The sequence below is a fragment of the Rhizobium herbae genome (genome assembly GCF_017873135.1).
GTDB lineage: Bacteria > Pseudomonadota > Alphaproteobacteria > Rhizobiales > Rhizobiaceae > Pararhizobium > Pararhizobium herbae.
In genome coordinates this window covers 117,111-133,204 of record NZ_JAGGJV010000007.1, presented here as the reverse complement: position 1 = coordinate 133,204, position 16,094 = coordinate 117,111, and the positions used below count along the sequence as shown (strand labels likewise).

13 protein-coding genes are annotated in these 16,094 nt (G+C 60.0%); 8 read left to right on the top strand and 5 right to left on the bottom strand.

Features of this window, described 5'->3' with window-relative positions; genetic code table 11:
• Positions 1 to 3 precede the first annotated feature (3 nt).
• From J2Z75_RS19515 to J2Z75_RS19495, 5 genes are all read right to left on the bottom strand, one after another.
• Positions 4 to 933: a carbohydrate ABC transporter permease gene (locus tag J2Z75_RS19515; RefSeq protein WP_209854634.1), complete on the bottom strand. Its 930-nt coding sequence runs from the start codon at positions 931 to 933 to the stop codon at positions 4 to 6.
• A 122-nt stretch (positions 934 to 1,055) separates the two neighbouring features.
• On the bottom strand, positions 1,056 to 2,309 hold the full coding sequence (locus tag J2Z75_RS19510; protein ID WP_209854442.1) for an ABC transporter substrate-binding protein: 1,254 nt from the start codon (positions 2,307 to 2,309) through the stop codon (positions 1,056 to 1,058).
• A gap of 828 nt (positions 2,310 to 3,137) precedes the next feature.
• Positions 3,138 to 4,283 carry an ABC transporter ATP-binding protein gene (locus tag J2Z75_RS19505; protein WP_209854441.1) on the bottom strand — a complete coding sequence of 382 codons (1,146 nt, stop codon included), beginning with the start codon at positions 4,281 to 4,283 and terminating at the stop codon, positions 3,138 to 3,140.
• A gap of 99 nt (positions 4,284 to 4,382) precedes the next feature.
• Entirely contained in the window at positions 4,383 to 5,321 is a 939-nt protein-coding gene (locus J2Z75_RS19500; protein WP_209854440.1) for a PfkB family carbohydrate kinase, read from the bottom strand.
• 3 nt (positions 5,322 to 5,324) lie between these two features.
• Positions 5,325 to 6,125, bottom strand: a complete 801-nt coding sequence (locus J2Z75_RS19495) for a beta/alpha barrel domain-containing protein (protein WP_209854439.1) — start codon at positions 6,123 to 6,125, stop codon at positions 5,325 to 5,327.
• Between the two features lie 234 nt (positions 6,126 to 6,359).
• Between J2Z75_RS19495 and J2Z75_RS19490 the strand changes: the two genes are divergently transcribed.
• From J2Z75_RS19490 to J2Z75_RS19455, 8 genes are all read left to right on the top strand, one after another.
• Positions 6,360 to 7,121 (top strand): DeoR/GlpR family DNA-binding transcription regulator, encoded by a 762-nt coding sequence (locus tag J2Z75_RS19490; protein WP_209854438.1) that lies wholly within the window; start codon positions 6,360 to 6,362, stop codon positions 7,119 to 7,121.
• A gap of 390 nt (positions 7,122 to 7,511) precedes the next feature.
• Complete coding sequence (locus tag J2Z75_RS19485) at positions 7,512 to 9,095, top strand: ABC transporter substrate-binding protein (RefSeq protein WP_209854437.1); 1,584 nt, start codon at positions 7,512 to 7,514, stop codon at positions 9,093 to 9,095.
• Positions 9,096 to 9,223: 128 nt separating this feature from the next.
• Positions 9,224 to 10,204 (top strand): ABC transporter permease, encoded by a 981-nt coding sequence (locus J2Z75_RS19480; RefSeq protein WP_209854436.1) that lies wholly within the window; start codon positions 9,224 to 9,226, stop codon positions 10,202 to 10,204.
• Complete coding sequence (locus J2Z75_RS19475; protein ID WP_209854435.1) at positions 10,204 to 11,124, top strand: ABC transporter permease; 921 nt, start codon at positions 10,204 to 10,206, stop codon at positions 11,122 to 11,124. The genes J2Z75_RS19480 and J2Z75_RS19475 overlap by 1 nt, the downstream gene beginning before the upstream one ends.
• On the top strand, positions 11,121 to 12,944 hold the full coding sequence (locus tag J2Z75_RS19470) for an ABC transporter ATP-binding protein (RefSeq protein ID WP_209854434.1): 1,824 nt from the start codon (positions 11,121 to 11,123) through the stop codon (positions 12,942 to 12,944). Before J2Z75_RS19475 ends, J2Z75_RS19470 begins: the two co-directional genes overlap by 4 nt.
• Before the next feature lie 114 nt (positions 12,945 to 13,058).
• Positions 13,059 to 13,823, top strand: a complete 765-nt coding sequence (locus J2Z75_RS19465; protein WP_209854433.1) for a DeoR/GlpR family DNA-binding transcription regulator — start codon at positions 13,059 to 13,061, stop codon at positions 13,821 to 13,823.
• Positions 13,816 to 15,102, top strand: a complete 1,287-nt coding sequence (locus J2Z75_RS19460; RefSeq protein ID WP_209854432.1) for a Zn-dependent hydrolase — start codon at positions 13,816 to 13,818, stop codon at positions 15,100 to 15,102. The genes J2Z75_RS19465 and J2Z75_RS19460 overlap by 8 nt, the downstream gene beginning before the upstream one ends.
• Before the next feature lie 9 nt (positions 15,103 to 15,111).
• Complete coding sequence (locus J2Z75_RS19455; RefSeq protein ID WP_234937454.1) at positions 15,112 to 16,083, top strand: phosphotransferase; 972 nt, start codon at positions 15,112 to 15,114, stop codon at positions 16,081 to 16,083.
• Positions 16,084 to 16,094 lie beyond the last annotated feature (11 nt).

The window sequence follows — 16,094 nt, the reverse complement described above, 5'->3', positions numbered from 1 at the left end:
CTGTTACCTGGCCTTCTGATGTTTGATGTAGAAGTACGTCACGCTCATCGACATGATCAGGATGCAGATCGCGCTCGCCGAAGCCAGTGAAAATTCGTAGCTCGAGAACGCAAGTTTGTAGGTGTAGGTGCTCAGCACCTCGGTCGAATGGATCGGGCCACCGCCCGTTGTCATCCAGACCAGCGGGAAGACCTGCATCGTCCAGATGAAGTCCAGCAGCGCGATGCTGATGATGATCGGCATCAGTTGTGGGATCGTGATGTAGCGGAATTTTTGAACCTCATTGGCGCCGTCGATGCCTGCAGCCTCGTACAGTTCCTTGGGGATGCCCTGGAGGCCGGCCAACAGGCTGACCATATAGAGCGGGTATCCCGCCCAGATATTCGCGAATGTCAGCGCATGAAGCGCGGTTTTCGTCGACGAGAACCACTCGACCTTGAAGTCGACGATGTGGAGCGCGATCAGGATGCTGTTGACCACGCCGTTGGGATCCAGCAGCAGCCGCCAGATGATCGCGATGATCACCGCCGTAAAGAGCCACGGTAGAATGAAGAGAACGCGCAGGATGCTTCTGAGCGTCGGGTCGATGCGTTGCGTGTTGAGCAAAAGGGCGAAGGCCAGACCGATCAGGAGATGGAAGATGACGCTCATCACCGTGAAATAGAGCGTCTGCCCGACCGACTGCCAGAAAACCGGGTCGCTGAAGATCGTCACGTAGTTCTGCAGCCCGACGAAGACTGCGTTCTTCTTCATGATGGCGCCGTCCATCAGCGAATAGCGCAGGACGGTGATCATCGGGAACAGCATCAGCAAGGAAAACAGGACTGCCGCCGGTGCGACATACAAAAAAGGAACCAGCCTCTTTTTCGTCTTGTAGGAAAACATGCCGCGCTGCCGTGTCCTGGGCTTGAACGTCCCGGCTTGCGTGCCCATCAGAATTTCATTGGCGCTGCTCATCGGATGTGATTTTCCACTTGGTCGTGACGGATTGGTGGATGTGCGTTCTGGCAGCACGGCACATCACGCCGCGCTGCCAGAACGTTTTCAGCTGTGTTTTATTTGGCGAACTCGACCAGCCACTGCTTCTGCGTATTGGCAGCCGCGTCTTTTGCGGTCTGTTGGCCGTCGAACATCTTCTGCACTTCGACGTTCATGTCGCGCATCAGGTCTTCGGCGACCGGCAGTCCGACGAATTCGTTGGCCAGATGACCGCTTTGGAAGATCTTGAAGGCTTCTTCGAAAAGCGGGTCCGATTTCGAGAAGTCGGGCTTGGCCTTCACGTTGCCGGGAAAGGCGTTGGCGATAGACACAAGGCGACCGTTCACGTCCGGGCTCATCAGATACTCAACGAGTTTCCAGGCCTCTGCCTTGTGCTCGCTGCTGTCGCTGATGCCGATGCCCCAGGAGGCGTAGGGCAGTCCGCGCTTGCCGGTATAACCATCGACGGCAGGCAGTGCCGAGATGCCGAAATTCAGCTTGGCATTGCGCTCGCGGATCAGGTTGATGTGAGCCAGCGAGTCGATCATCATGCCAACACGGCCGTTGACGAATTCTTCGACCTTGTCCTGTTCCTTCTTGGCAAAGATACCGGGCGAGATGACGCCGGCGTCCTGCAGCGACTTGATATATTCGAGCGTACCGACGACCGCTTCGTTTTCCAGATCGGGCTTGCCATCCTTCAGCATCGACGCACCCGAGGCCCAGACCCATGACATCACGTCATTCTGGATGCCGCCGGGATTTTGCAGGGCGAGTGGCAGCACCCAGCCGTACTCGTTCTTGTCCGGATTGGTCATCTTCTTCGCGGCATCGGCAAATTCAGTGCGGGTGGCCGGCATCTTGTCGATGCCCGCAGCCTTGGCCAGATCGAGGTTGACGAAGACCGGATAGACAAACGAGGCGAGCGGGAACATGACGCTCTGTCCGTTGACCTTGACGATGTCGGCGATCTGACTTGGATCATACTTGGCGTCAGCCATCAGGCTGTCCATCGACGCGATGGCGCCCTGCTTTGCAAGTCCGTTGACCCATGCACCGTCCAGCCCGACGACATCGCTAAGCGTTCCCGACGCGGCGCCGACCACGATCTGATCGTGCGTGGCGGAATAGGGGCCGCTGACAAGTGTGACCTTGATGCCGGGGTTTGCGGCCTCAAAATCGTCCATGATGCCGCGCAGGGCACCGGCAGGCATTTCAGGCTCCCACCACTGGATGAACTCGATATTGGTCTCGGCAAAGGCGCAGGTAGCACATAGTGCCCAGACAGCCGCAGCAGCCTTCATCGTCGCAAGATATTTTCTGACGTTCATGTTTCCCTCCCATGGGACCTCTAATTGGCTCGATCCTCCCAAGATCGCGATCAAAGTAGGTTCCTTTCGGGATGTTTGTGTCAACGAAGAACTGCAATCGTGATGGATCCGCGGACCGTCAGAGCGTCGTCTGTTTCTGTAAGTAACTGATTATGATCGATTAAATCGAAATCCCTCAGAAGTGTTTTTTCTATTTTGTGCATCGCACGCGAAGCATTTTTTCTTTACGTTCGTAAACAAATGAAAGTCTCCTCGTCTAAAAGAAAATAAATGAAAGCCCCCTCGCCTGAAGGCGAGGGGCAGGTGACTGGATGCTTTTTTCTCTTAAAGATTGTATTTCACGAACCAGCGACCAAGCCTTTGAAGCTCATGGTCGGCAGGTACACCCCAGCTTCGGAATGGCAAAGGGCTGTCGTTTCTCGAGGTTCGATAGGAGTGGTTGATCGGGCTCCATCTTCGCGAGCAAATCGGCACATCGCAACAGAACTCCGCCGCGTTACAATCGCTCCAATCTGAGGTCGCTTAAATTGTGCTATTGCCGACGAAGGTGCTGCCCGAGTTTCCCGGGAATGTGGCATGGTCGAGGTATTTATCCGTCGAACGAATGCCCGCCTCGCAGCCGGTGCGGGTCCGCAGCAAGAGGCTCGAGGCAATGAGCCAGGATGATCGTCGCGCAGCCGATTTCAGCGGCTGAGCGAGATAATGCGGTTGGGATTGCGTAATAGAGCTTTACAACGGTCTATTCTGAGCGCGCGCAGTCGGGCCTGAAGCTTGAAACAACATTTCCGAACCATGATCCCGCGCCCAGATCAACAAGCGCACATCAGGCTAGATCGCGAGATGTGTCTGGGGATCGAAAAAATGCAGCTTGGCCACATCGATGGCCAGATTGATCAGTTCGCCCGCTTGGACCGCGCTGACGGATTCGAACTTCGCCACGGCATTTGCGGCGCCGCTGAGGTCCTCGACGGCATCGGGGTCGCCGGAATCGATCCGAACCGCGTCGATGCCCAGATGAACAATGAGTTCGGACCCCAATTCTTCTATCGACTTGACGATCGCCGGAATCGTCGCGTGGTCAGATCCGGATGCCAGGTTGCTGTCATAGAGGTCTTCCGGGCGGATTCCAAAGATAACTGTCTTGCCTTCGAATGCAGTCAGGCCGGGGGAGCGCTCGAAAACGCCCGCCGGCACCGGTATCGAAAAGGTCGACAGGTTGATCCTTCCATCGTGCAAACGGCCTTCGAACAGGTTCATCGACGGCGAACCGATAAAGCCGGCGACGAACGCATTGACCGGCCGATTGTACAGGGTCTTGGGCGTATCGACCTGCTGGAGAACGCCACCCTTCAAGACAGCGACCCGGTCACCCATGGTCAGGGCTTCGGTCTGATCATGCGTCACGTAGATCGTCGTCACGCCAAGTTGTCGTTGCAGGCTGGCTATTTCCGCGCGCATCTGCACACGCAGCTTGGCGTCCAGGTTCGACAGAGGCTCATCCATGAGAAAGGCCGCGGGTTCCCGCACCATCGCACGCCCCATTGCGACGCGCTGACGTTGTCCGCCAGACAGCGCCGCCGGCTTGCTGTCGAGCAGCGTATGCAATTGCAGGATCTTTGCTATTTCATGGACGCGCTTCGTACGTTCGGCCTTGCTCTTCCCCGCAAGTTTCATCGAGAAGGCAATGTTGTCGAAGACCGTCATGTGCGGATATAGGGCGTAGTTCTGAAAGACCATCGCGATATCCCGGTCCTTCGGCGCCAGGTCCTCGACATTCTCGCCGCCAATGCTCAAGGTTCCGCTGGTGATCTCCTCCAGCCCCGCGATCATGCGCAAGGCGGTTGATTTCCCGCATCCCGAAGGACCCACGAGAATCAGAAACTCGCCATCGTTTATCGTCAGGCTAAGATCCTTGATCGCATGGAATTTTGTCCCAAAAGTTTTGCAAATTTTGTCCAACACAACAACAGCCACGTCACTTCCTCCCTATTGTCAAAGCGTCCAAACCCTCAGATTGCTCCTACACCGTACTGCCCGCCCCTCCTCGGATCGGCAACAGCAGGTGATGAATTTTCAGTCCAAGGGCGCAATCGGTATGGGCACGGGCGCATTTTCTCCTGCCATCCATGCAAGGCACGTTTCGTGATCCGGCAGAGCCATGCGGCCACCTCGCCCCGTCACCGAAATCGCCGCGGCGGCAGTCGCGTAAATTGCGCAGGCGACAGGCGATTTTCCCTGCGTGAGGGCAAAGGCATAGGCGCCATGAAAGCAATCCCCAGCGCCTGTGGTATCCACCGCCGCGACCTTGTAGGCCGGTAGGTGCCACAGGACGGCGTCGTCCTTTTGTCGGATGTAGGCCCCCTGATTGCCATCGGTTAGAACGACCGCGGAGCGGTCACCCGACCACAGCTTGCGCAGGATCGCCGCCGCACCCTTCTCGCCGGTATTGGCCTGCGCAAACCCCAGGGGCAGGACCAGATGGTCGGATAGATCCATCAAACGCTCGGTTGCCGGGCCGATCGTCCATTCAATATCGGCGACCACCGCCAGACCCAGCTTGCGGGCACGCGCAACGATCATCTCGGCATGTGTGGCATAGCCGTCGATCAGCAGCACCTGGGCTTGCGCAAGGATACCATCGGCCAGCGCGTCAGAGGTTCCGTGCGGCACGTCGTCATCATAGGCGATGAACCTGTCGCCATCGGGCCCGACGGTGATGACCGACCGGATTGGCCTTGCGTCCGCACGACGCGGCGCGAACGATATATCGACCCCGTGCCGCTCAAGCTCGCGGCCGCCGACATCAGTCAGCGGCTGATCGCTCAGCCAGCCGATGAAGCCGGCGCGTCCACCCAGCCTTGCGACAGCAACAAGTGCCGTCGCCACATTGCCACCGTGGTCCTGCGTGCGGTTGGTCACCTTTCCTTTGCCGGCGTTCAACGGCCGGTCGACATAGATGATGTCGTCAACCGCCAAGGCACCGAAGCCCAGAACCTGAAGATCGCGGGTCACGTGTCAGGCGCCTGCCGCCGCCAAGGCTTTTTCCGGCGCCATACCGTCGTGAATGACGAACTTGAATGCGCGCGCGGCCATCGTCGTGTCACCGTGTCCCCACAGGTTGCGCCCCACCACGGCACCCTTTGCACCGGCACGCAGCGCTTCGGAGGTCTGGGTCAGGGCGCCCAGAAGCGTATCGGTCTTCGGGCCGCCGGCAATGACGATCGGGACCGGGCAAGTGGCAACGGTTTCCTGGAAGGAGTCGAAGTCGCCAGTATATCCGACCTTGATCACGTCAACACCGGTCTCGAAGCCGATCCGCACAGCATAGGCGATTTCGTCGGGGGTGAATACGATCTTGCCGCCGTTTGCATAGTCGCGGGGATAAACATGCGCAACGACCGGCATTTCGAACCGGGCGGCGGCGTTGACCGTATCGGTAAGCCAACGAATGTAATGGCCCTCAGTATCGCCACGCACGGGAATCGCGACGGCCAGTGCATCGGCGCCGTAGCGCACCGCATCTTCGGGCGTCGCGATCAACTGACGGATCCGGTCGTCGGGCGTAAAGCAGCCCGCCTGAATGACCAGCGCCGCCTTGCCCGCATAAGCCGGCCACAGATGACGCGCCGCGCCGGGCTGAATGCTGATGTAGTCCGGACCCCCGGCCATCACCCGCGCCAGAGCGCCGGGCAGGTCTGCAAGACCGCCTTCGCGGACGTTGCCGTAGCCCACGAAATGGTCGACCGCGCCACCGAACAAATGCCCGGATGGATGTGAGAACAGACGTGACAGACGAACTTTGGTGCCGAGGCCCATAACAAGGAATCCCTTCATGATGTTTGATCCGGTATTGAGGGACCCTAACTCGAAAGTAAAACAATACTCAATATTTCGATTTCTTTCGTTTTGATTTAAGATTATGGTCGCATCGGGTAATTTTCAAAAACGATGGCCGTTATTTCGGGAATTTGTGAGCGCAAGATGTTCAGAGATTTCGCTTTTCGAAAGTTCGGCACAGGCAGAAATTCCAACGGCAATTCGGGATCACACATGCTTGCAGAACAACGGCGACACCACATCATGCTGGAACTTCAGCGAACCGGTCAGGCGCGCACCAGCCAGCTGGCGGAAAACTTCGGCGTCTCCGAGGTCACGATCCGGTCCGACCTGGAAATTCTGGATGCAAAGAAGCAGCTGATCAAAACGCACGGCGGTGCGATCGCCTTGCCGGCCGGTTCGCCCGCGGCGGCCTTCGAAGAACGCATGAACCGCAATTTCGATGCCAAAAGGCGTATCGCACAGATGGCGGCGCGCCAGATCATCGACAATCAGTCCGTGGTGTTCGACAGCGGCTCGACGCTGCTACAACTCGCCATGCAGATGCCACCGGTCACCAATGTCGTGGTGGCAACAACCGCGATGAACATCGCGCAACATTTGATGTATCGCCCGGGGCTGGACGTGCACATGATTGGCGGTCGGGTCTTTCCCAACACGGTCAGCACGATCGTGTCGGATTCCGACAAGGCCGTGGGCGGCCTTGTCGCCCACCAGGCATTCGTCAGCGCGCATGCGATCGATCAATCGTTTGATGTTGTCGACGTCTCGGAAGACATCGCACGCACCAAGCGCAATCTGGTTCGCATGGCCCGGCGGGTGATCCTCGTGGCGGACTCAAGCAAATGGGATATTGGCGCCTCGTCCAAGGCGTTTTCCTTGTCTCGGGTCGATCTGATCATCACCGACAGCGGCATGCCGCATGGAATTCGCAGCCGATTGGATAAACTGGGGGTCGAAGTCCGCTACGTGTAATCCCTCACATGCGTTGCCCTGTATTGTTAAGGCCTTTACCCCCGCTCTTCGTACGTGGGCAGGTTTGCGATAACCGCCAACGCATATGTCATGAAATGTGATATTGTGGTTTTAGAAAATATTCCTCGCGGCGTTCTGCCTAAGGAATAGCTAGATGCCACATACTTCGTCGTATCGCACTGCGAGCGATTGGCGCGCGGGCTTAAATATCCTAAAATTAAAGCTAAATGGCGTTGTTCTGCGCATAGTTTGAGCAGGCTTTTGCTGAATTATGGCTCTCCGCCTATGCCGGAAAGGTCCGTCGAAAATCGCCCATTGCAAAACCCAAAATGCCCGATATTGTGGACTTATAAGAAAGTCACATAAAACCACAAAAAAGGGAAACAGCTTATGAATGACATCAGCAGACGCAATTTCCTCGCCGGGATCGGTGTGGCCGGTGCCGGCGCCGGTCTCCTGCAGATCAACCCGGATTTCCTGTTCTCCTCGGCCTTTGCCCAGACGGGCAAGACCATGGTGTTCCTGTCGGCGGAAAACATCACCGGCAACTGGGACCCGAGCGGCCACACGACGCTGTCGCAGAAGAACATCGAAGGCTTCGTCATGGGCTTCCTGACGCGCACGCCGATGAAGCTCGATAATCCGGGCGAGGTCGTCTACGAGCTGGCGACCGACATCAAGCTGCTCGATCCTCACCGCCTCCAGATCAAGCTGCGCGAAGGGATCGTGTTCCATGACGGCAAGCCGTTCAAGGCGGAGGACGTCAAGGCGACGTTCGAATATGGCGCCCTGCCGGATCGTCCGGCGCAATGGTATCCCGGTCCGACGGAAACGCTGACAATCGAGACGCCGGACGATTACACTGTGATCGTCGATACCTCGAAAGGCGGCTATCCCGCGCATCTCTTCATCTTCCTTGCCTCCTTCCTGCCGATCATGTCGGCCAAGGATATCGCCGGCGGCCCCACAGGCCCGCTGACGCAGCGTCTGAACGGCACCGGGCCGTTCAAGTTCGGCAAGCAGGAAGGCAACGCCACAATCCTCGAAGCCTATCCGGACTACTTCCTCGGCGCTCCGAAGATCCCCGGCATCTCCTTCAATTTCGTCGGCGACAGCACCACGCGCATGCTCTCCCTGCTCAACGGCCAGGCGTCGATCGTCGAGCGTCTTGAGCCCGAGCAGGTGACCTCGCTCGAAGGCAACGACAAGATCGCGATCAGCAGCGTCATCTCGGTGGAAAACAAGTATCTCTGGTTCCGTTGCTCGAAGGCGCCCTTCGACAACCCGCTGGTCCGCAAGGCCGCCTGCCACGCGATCGACCGTTCGATGCTGGTCGAAATCCTCGGCTCGGCTGGCCATGCCTCGGCAAACTACGTGTCGCCGGTGAAATTCGGCTACCTCGATCTGCCGAACTACCCGGAATACAGCCCTGAAAAATGCCAGGCGCTGCTGGCCGAAGCCGGCTTCCCCAAGGGCGAAGGTCTGCCGGCGCTCGAATACATCACCTCGGTCGGCTTCTACCCGAAGACCAAGGAATATGGCGAAGTCATCACCGCCATGCTGCAGGAGCAGGGATTTCAGGTGTCGCTCTCGGTTCTGGAAATCGCTGCCTGGAACGAACGCCTCTACGACCGCCCGGGCGGCGGCCCCGGCCACATGGTCGATTGCGGCTGGTCCACCGGTTCGCCCGAGCCGGATCTCGTCCTGCGCACGCATTTCCATTCGTCCTCGAAACGCATCTGCGGCATCGTGGACAAGGAGATCGATGCGAGCCTCGACAAGGAACGCAGCGCGCCGACGCTGGAAGAACGCAAGGCCATTCTTCAGACCGAAACCATGCCGATGCTTGCCGACAAGGTGCCTGCCCTGTCGCTGTTCACCTCGGTGATGATCCACGCGATGGACAAGTCGCTGGCTGGCCTGTTCATCTATCCCGACGGCTCGATGGATGCCTCGAAAGCCACTTTCGGCTGACGCTGGCTTGCATTTTCTGCGGCGCGGATACCGGCGCCGCAGAGCTTCCGTTTCGCTCATGATGCCAACAAACGATAGCGACCGTCTCCCTTCAGGGCCGTTCGCTCCGATTGCTGTCAGGATATGACATGTTCGTTCTCAGTTTTCTGGTTCGCCGGCTGGCGCAAGGCGCATTGATCGTCTTTCTGGTGACGCTGCTGATCTTCACGCTGCTGCGTGTGGTTCCGGGCGACCCGGTCCGGCTGATGGCCGGCGGTATGGCGCCGGAAGCGCTGATCGAGCAGATCGCTAAGGACATGGGCCTGCGCGATCCGATCCTGGTGCAGTTCGGTCGCTACATGGGCGGCGTGGTTAGGGGCGATCTTGGACAATCCTTCGTGCGGCCCGCAAGCGGCGCGTCCACGGGCGGTTCCAGCTTCGGTGATTCCACCCGCGGCGAACGGGCCGAAGTGCTCACCCTGATCGGCGAAACCCTGCCGATGACGCTGCAACTCGGTGGCCTTGCCATACTCTTCGCCCTGGTCTTCTCGTTCCTCGTCGGCATTCCCGGCGGACTGGCGCCCGGGCGCTGGCCGGACCGCGTGGCTTTCTATATTTCCTCGATCTTCATATCGCTGCCCAACTTCTGGCTCGGCATCGTCCTTGCGATGCTTTTGTCGGTCCAGCTCGGCTGGCTGCCCGCCATCGGCTATGGCGGTTTTGCCTATACCATCCTGCCTGCCATCGTTCTTGCCGTCGAACTGGCGCCGGTGCTGATCCGGACACTGACCGGGTCTGTCGCCGGCGTCATGATGGAGCCCTTCATCGCCGTCGGAAACGTGCGCGGCCTCAGCCGCAGCCGCATCATCGTCGCCCATGCGCTGCGCAATGCCTCGGTGCCGCTTTTGAACCTGATCGGCATCCAGATCAGCGGCCTGCTGGGCGGTGTCCTCGTCGTCGAATTCATCTTCGACTATCCGGGCCTCGGCCTTCTGACCATCACCGCCGTGCTGCAGCGTGACTTCCCACTGATCCAGGGGATCGCCATCGTCACCAGCGCGATCTTCGTTTTCATCAACATCGCAGTCGACCTGATTGCCACTATGATCGATCCAAGGCTGGAATACTGATGAGCGTGACCGAGACAGACATCCCGGTAATCCCGGTTCCCACACAACGCGGTGCTTCGGTTGCCCGGCGCATCTGGCGGATTGCCCTTGCCTCCAACGAATTCCGCGTCGGCGCGATCATCTTCACCGTGCTGGTGCTGGCAGCCCTGCTCTATCCGGAACTGAGCGGCATCGACCCGACCAAGATGAGCGTCGCCACCCGCTTGCATGCGCCGCCGTTCATGGGCGACAAATGGAGCTGGACGGCGCCGCTCGGCACCGACCAGATCGGCCGCGACATGCTGGTGCGCAGTCTCGTCGGCCTGCGCTACTCGCTGTTTATCGGTCTTTCCACCGTTGTCCTCATGCTGATCATCGGCTGCTCGCTCGGCACCGTTGCGGGTTACTATGGCGGCCGCGTCGACATGGTGATCATGCGCCTGACGGATGCCCAGCTGTCGATCCCGATGATCATCCTCGCCATCACCGTGCTCGGCGTTTCGCGCCCGACCATCCCGGCGATCATCCTCGTCCTCGGGCTGTCGAGCTGGCCGGTCTATGCCCGCGTTACCCGCAGTGTCGTGATGACCGAGCGCAAGCGGGAATATGTGCGCGCCGCCGAAATCTACGGCGCATCGGATTTCCGCATCATGGTGCGCCTGCTGGCCCCACTGGTGCTGCCGCCGATCATTTTCGTCTCGGCGCTCGATGTCGCCCGGATGATGATCTTCGAATCCATCCTCGGCTTCATCGGTCTGGGCGTTCAACCGCCGACGCCCACCTTCGGCAACATCATCGCCGACGGCCGCAAATACCTGCTCAATGCCTGGTGGATCGCCACCATGCCCGGTGTTTTTCTTTGTCTGTGCCTGACCAGCATCAACCTGATGGGCGCATCGCTCGAACGGGCCCGCAATCGCATCTACGGAGGCAAATCATGACCGGCACACCGCTTCTCAAGGTTCGCGATCTGAGCGTCGGCCTGGAAACGGGCGGTGGCATACGCCCGATCATTTCCGGCATCGGCTTCGATCTGGCCCCGCGCGAAATTCTCGGCATCATCGGCGCCAGCGGCGCCGGCAAGACGGTGCTCTCGCGTGCGCTGGTCAACTGGATCGACCCGCCGCTGAAGGTCACGTCTGGATCGGTGATCTACAAATCACAGAACATTCTCGACCTGCCGGCACAGAAGCTACGGACGCTGCGCCGCGAGATCGCCTATGTCGGCGCCAATCCGGCGGGCGCGCTTGACCCGACTTTGCCGGTCGGCCAGCAGATCGTCGAGAAGCTGCGGGCGATCGCGCCGGAAGTTCCGCACGACGAAGCCAGGAAACGGGTCATCGATCTGCTGGGTGCTGTGCGCATCCCCTCACCGCAGATGCGCTACCATGAATATCCCTCGCAGTTCAGCGGCGGCATGATGCAGCGTGCCCTGATCGTCGATGCGCTCGTCAGCAACCCCGCCTTCCTCGTCGCCGACAACGTCACCCAGCCATTGGATGTCACGGTTGCCGCCCAGGTGCTGCGCCTGATGCGCGAGCTGACAACGCGCTTCGATACGGCGATCGTGTTCATATCCTCGTCGCTGCCGCTGGTGAGCGATGCCGCCGATCAGATCCTGGTTCTCGCCGAAGGCCGGGTCGTCGAGCGGCAGGTGACAAAGGCACTCGTCGCCACGCCGCAGCATCCCTATACCCGCGAGCTGATCAGCCAGATTCCGAAGATCTGGACGAGCGAAGCGGTCGCCATCGACCCACCGGCCCAGAGCCGCGAGCCGATCATCAGCATTCTGGATGCGACGCGATCCTACCGGGTGCGCAAGCGTGGCACCTTTGCCAGCTACAGCACCGTGCGTGCCGTTCGGAACGTCACTTTCGACGTCTTTCCAGGTGAGAACTTCGGCATCGTCGGCGAATCCGGCTGCGGCAAGTCCACCCTCATGCGCCTGCTCAGCCGGCTGGAACGGCCCGATAGCGGCCATGTTCTCTGCGACGGGCAGGATATCGCCAGGCTGTCCGGCAAGGGGCTTCTGAAATTCCGGCGCGATTTCCAGCTGGTGCTGCAGGATCCGTTCAATTCGCTGCCGCCGAGAACCGCCATCGGGGCCATCATCGAGGAGCCGCTGAAGACCCATGGCATCGCTAGGGGCGAGCAATTGCGCGACCGCGTGCTCTCCGTGATGCATGAGGTCGGCCTGCCCGGCGCGCTCTACGACGAGCTGCCGCTGGGCTTGAGCGCCGGCCAGCGCCAGCGCGTCAACGTCGCCCGCGCCATGGTGCTGGAACCGAAGGTGCTGATCATGGACGAGACGCTGTCGTCGCTCGACCAGACCGAGCAGTTCAAGCTGCTGAAGCTGTTCGAGCAGTTGCAGGTTCAGCACGGCCTGACCTATGTCTACATCTCCCACGATCTGGCGATGGTCCGGCGCGTCTGCAATCGCGTTGCCGTGATGTATCTCGGCGAAGTCGTCGAGATAGCCGACAACAGCCGGCTGTTCTTCGATCCCGGCCATCCCTACACCAAGGCCTTGCTCAGTGCCGTGCCGACGCTGGAGGAGCGCCGTTACAAGCCGGAGGATTGCCTGCTGGAAGGAGAGCCGCCAAGCCCGATCGACCTGCCGCCCGGCTGCAGTTTCACCAGTCGCTGCCCGAACGCATTCGGCCGCTGTCACCAGCAAAGCCCGGTTTTGACTGCCCGCGGCGGAAAGGACCTGGCTGCTTGCTTTTTGGTAGAAAACACGCTTACCCATGCGGCAGCTTGAAACCGCAAATTGCATCGAAACCCGGGAGGATCGGATGAAGAAAACAGCAGCCACCGCGACGGGACACGCTGGTTCGACAGACTTGCCGATGGGCCTGTGACCGGGAAACCCCTTATGACCGATCATCCCCAGACTCGTCTGCAACACATTCTCGAAGAGCTGGCCAAGCATGGCCGGGTCACGGTCAAGGAGCTGGCGATGGAGTTTTCCGTCAGTCCGGAAACGGTGCGCCGGGACCTGAAGCAGCTTGAAATGGAAGGGCACCTGCGCTGCATCTATGGCGGCGGCGTGACGCCGCGCCGGGATGCCGACCAGCCGATTTCGCAGCGCATGCGCGTCAATGCCCGTGAAAAGGCAAAGATCGCGTCACTGGCCGCAAAACATCTGCGCGACCACACCAAGATCTTCCTCGACAGCGGTACGACGATGCTGGCGCTGTCGCGCTATCTGGTCGATCGGCCGCTGATCAACGTCTACACCAACTCGCTGGATATCATCCAGACGCTATCGGCGGTAGAATCAAGCAACGTGGTCGCCGTCGGCGGCATTCTGCGTCCGAGCTACCGGGCGTTTCTCGGCACCGATACCCTCAATGTCATCCGCGAACATCTGTTTGATATCGCCTTCGTCAGTGCGGTGACGGTTGATGTCAATCTCGGATTCATGGATCTCGGCGAGGACGAGGCGCTGGTGCGCCGGGCGCTGCGCCGCCACGCCAAGCAGGTCGTGATGCTGGCCGACAGCAGCAAGTTTGGCCGCCAGGGCAACTTCTGCACCTATAATTTTCGTGACGTCGATCTGCTCATCACCGATGCACCTCCGCGGGCAGATTTCCTTGAAAAGCTTGAGGAGGCGCAAGTGAAGGTGATTTATGCTTGAAACCCGCAATGAGCCCGCGTCCCTGCCGCAGGTCGATGCCGAAACCCTGCACCGGATGATGGAGGAGGTCTCCGCCTTCGGCGGCGGACCGGGCGGCGCGATGACGCGGCTGACCCTGTCTCAGGAAGACAAGGCGGCCCGCGACTGGCTGGCGAACTGGCTGAAGAATTCGGGCCTGCGCCTCGAGAAAGACCCGATGGGCAACATGTACGGCTTCCTCGACTGGGCCGGGCCGGGTGCACCTCTGGTCATGAGCGGGTCGCACCTCGACAGCCAGCCGAACGGCGGCCGCTTCGATGGCGCCTATGGGGTGATCGCCGCCTGCGCGGCCATCGATGCCATCCGCAAGCATGTTGCGAAGACCGGCGTGACACCGAAAGTGAACTTCTGCATTGTCAACTGGACCAATGAGGAAGGCGCCCGTTTCCAGCCGAGTCTTCTCGGCAGCGGTTTCAACGCCGGTGAGCTTTCCATCGATTTCGCGCTGGCTCGCAAGGATGGCGACGGCATTTCCGTGAAGGACGCTCTGGACGACATCGGTTATGCAGGGACTTACGGCCCGGTTGTTCCCGATGCCCTGATCGAGTTGCATATCGAGGGTTCCGCCGAGCTGGAAAAGAAGGGTATGCGCTTTGCCGTGTTCAACCGCTTCTGGGGCAATGTCAAATACCGGCTCGCCTTCATCGGCCGCCAGGCCCATACCGGCCCGACGCCGATGGCCGAGCGCCATGATGCGCTTCTGGCCGCGGCCTACCTGATTGCCGAGCTGAAGGGCTTTGCCGATCAGGCAGGGATCGACCTGCATACCTCCTGCGGTCGTCTCGAGGTCTATCCGAATTCCCCCAACGTGGTGCCCGGCGAGGCGGTGATGTTCATCGAACTGCGCTCTGCCAAGCCTGATGTGCTTGCCTGGGCGGAAACCAAACTCAACGAGAAGGCCGGGATCTGCGCCCAAAAAGCGGATGTCGGCTTCGAGATTCGCGCGATCGATCGTCGCCGCGCCGACATCATGGACGAAGGACTGGTGGCCCTTGCCCGGGATACGGCGGCCGGCTTCGGCCTCGAAACCCTGCTTCTCGACACCATCGGCGGACATGACGCCATCAGCATGACGGCCGTTTCCCCGGCAGTCGTCATCGCTGTGCCGAGCGTCGGCGGCGTCATCCACCACCCGACGGAATTCACCACGCCGGAAGACCGGTTGCTGGGCACGGAAATCCTTGCCGCCATGCTGTGGAAATTCTGCATCAACGGCAACATCCTGAAAACCGCAGACTGAAGGAGTGGGATGGTGAAGGCACTCGGGCAAGCATCGACGGCGGATGAGAGGGCGGCGGAAGCCGCCATCCGTGCCGTTCCGGACTGGAAAAACGCCGACATGCGCTATACGCCGGGCATTCCCGGCGTCGCCTCGCCGACGCACCGCGCGGTCGACAGCCAGAACTGGTTCGTTGCCAAAGGGGATGCGCCCGCCACCTGTTTCCTGAAAATTCTCCATGCGGACCAGTCGGATTTCATCGATCTGGACAGGTCCGTTACCGCCGCGCGTCAGGCTTCAACCCTGGGCCTGACGCCGGCACCCCTTTGGCACAGCGCGCCGATGTCCGCGGTCGTTTTCGACCTTCTTCCGGAAAGCTGGCGCACCGCCCGGATGGATGATCTGCGCAAGCCGGACATTCTGGAGCATGCCATTGCGGCCAAGAAGACCCTTCACGGCAGTACACCGTTTGGCGAAACGTGGACGGTGTTCGACCGTATCCGCTTCGCCGAGAAAGCGCTGGGCGATGCGGCCATCGCAGAGGTTGCCGCTGACGGTTGGTGGATGCGCGAGTGTGTCGGCGATATCGAGGCGGCGATCATCGCCAGCGGCTTCGATCCAAAACCTGCCCATGCCGACGGCCTTGCTTCCAACATTATGATCGCGCCGGATGGCGCGGTGCAGCTGGTCGACTTCGACGAGGCCCGCAATGTCGATCCGTTCTACGACATCGGTATCCTGCTCAACGAGGCCTTTCAGTTCGACAGTGAAATGCAGCCGGCGCTCGAGATCTTCGAGGGGCAATTTCGCCAGAGATCGCTCAACCGCTGCCGCCTTTACGCCATTGCCGACGATCTCTTCTGGGGCGTGTGGGGAACGCTGATGGACACGGTTTCACCGCGTGGCGGCGTCGAATTCCTGAAATATGCGCAATGGCGCCTGTTGCGCTGCCGGATGGCGCTGCGCAATCCGCGTTTCGAAGCCATGCTCCGCACACTCTGAGAGATCAAGCC

Coding starts and splice junctions, on each gene's coding strand:
- J2Z75_RS19490 (WP_209854438.1), top strand. CDS start 6,360: ATGCTTGCAGAACAACGGCGACACCACATCATGCTGGAACTTCAGCGA.
- J2Z75_RS19475 (WP_209854435.1), top strand. CDS start 10,204: ATGAGCGTGACCGAGACAGACATCCCGGTAATCCCGGTTCCCACACAA.
- J2Z75_RS19485 (WP_209854437.1), top strand. CDS start 7,512: ATGAATGACATCAGCAGACGCAATTTCCTCGCCGGGATCGGTGTGGCC.
- J2Z75_RS19480 (WP_209854436.1), top strand. CDS start 9,224: ATGTTCGTTCTCAGTTTTCTGGTTCGCCGGCTGGCGCAAGGCGCATTG.
- J2Z75_RS19515 (WP_209854634.1), bottom strand. CDS start 933: ATGGGCACGCAAGCCGGGACGTTCAAGCCCAGGACACGGCAGCGCGGC.
- J2Z75_RS19460 (WP_209854432.1), top strand. CDS start 13,816: ATGCTTGAAACCCGCAATGAGCCCGCGTCCCTGCCGCAGGTCGATGCC.
- J2Z75_RS19510 (WP_209854442.1), bottom strand. CDS start 2,309: ATGAACGTCAGAAAATATCTTGCGACGATGAAGGCTGCTGCGGCTGTC.
- J2Z75_RS19455 (WP_234937454.1), top strand. CDS start 15,112: ATGGTGAAGGCACTCGGGCAAGCATCGACGGCGGATGAGAGGGCGGCG.
- J2Z75_RS19495 (WP_209854439.1), bottom strand. CDS start 6,125: ATGGGCCTCGGCACCAAAGTTCGTCTGTCACGTCTGTTCTCACATCCA.
- J2Z75_RS19465 (WP_209854433.1), top strand. CDS start 13,059: ATGACCGATCATCCCCAGACTCGTCTGCAACACATTCTCGAAGAGCTG.
- J2Z75_RS19470 (WP_209854434.1), top strand. CDS start 11,121: ATGACCGGCACACCGCTTCTCAAGGTTCGCGATCTGAGCGTCGGCCTG.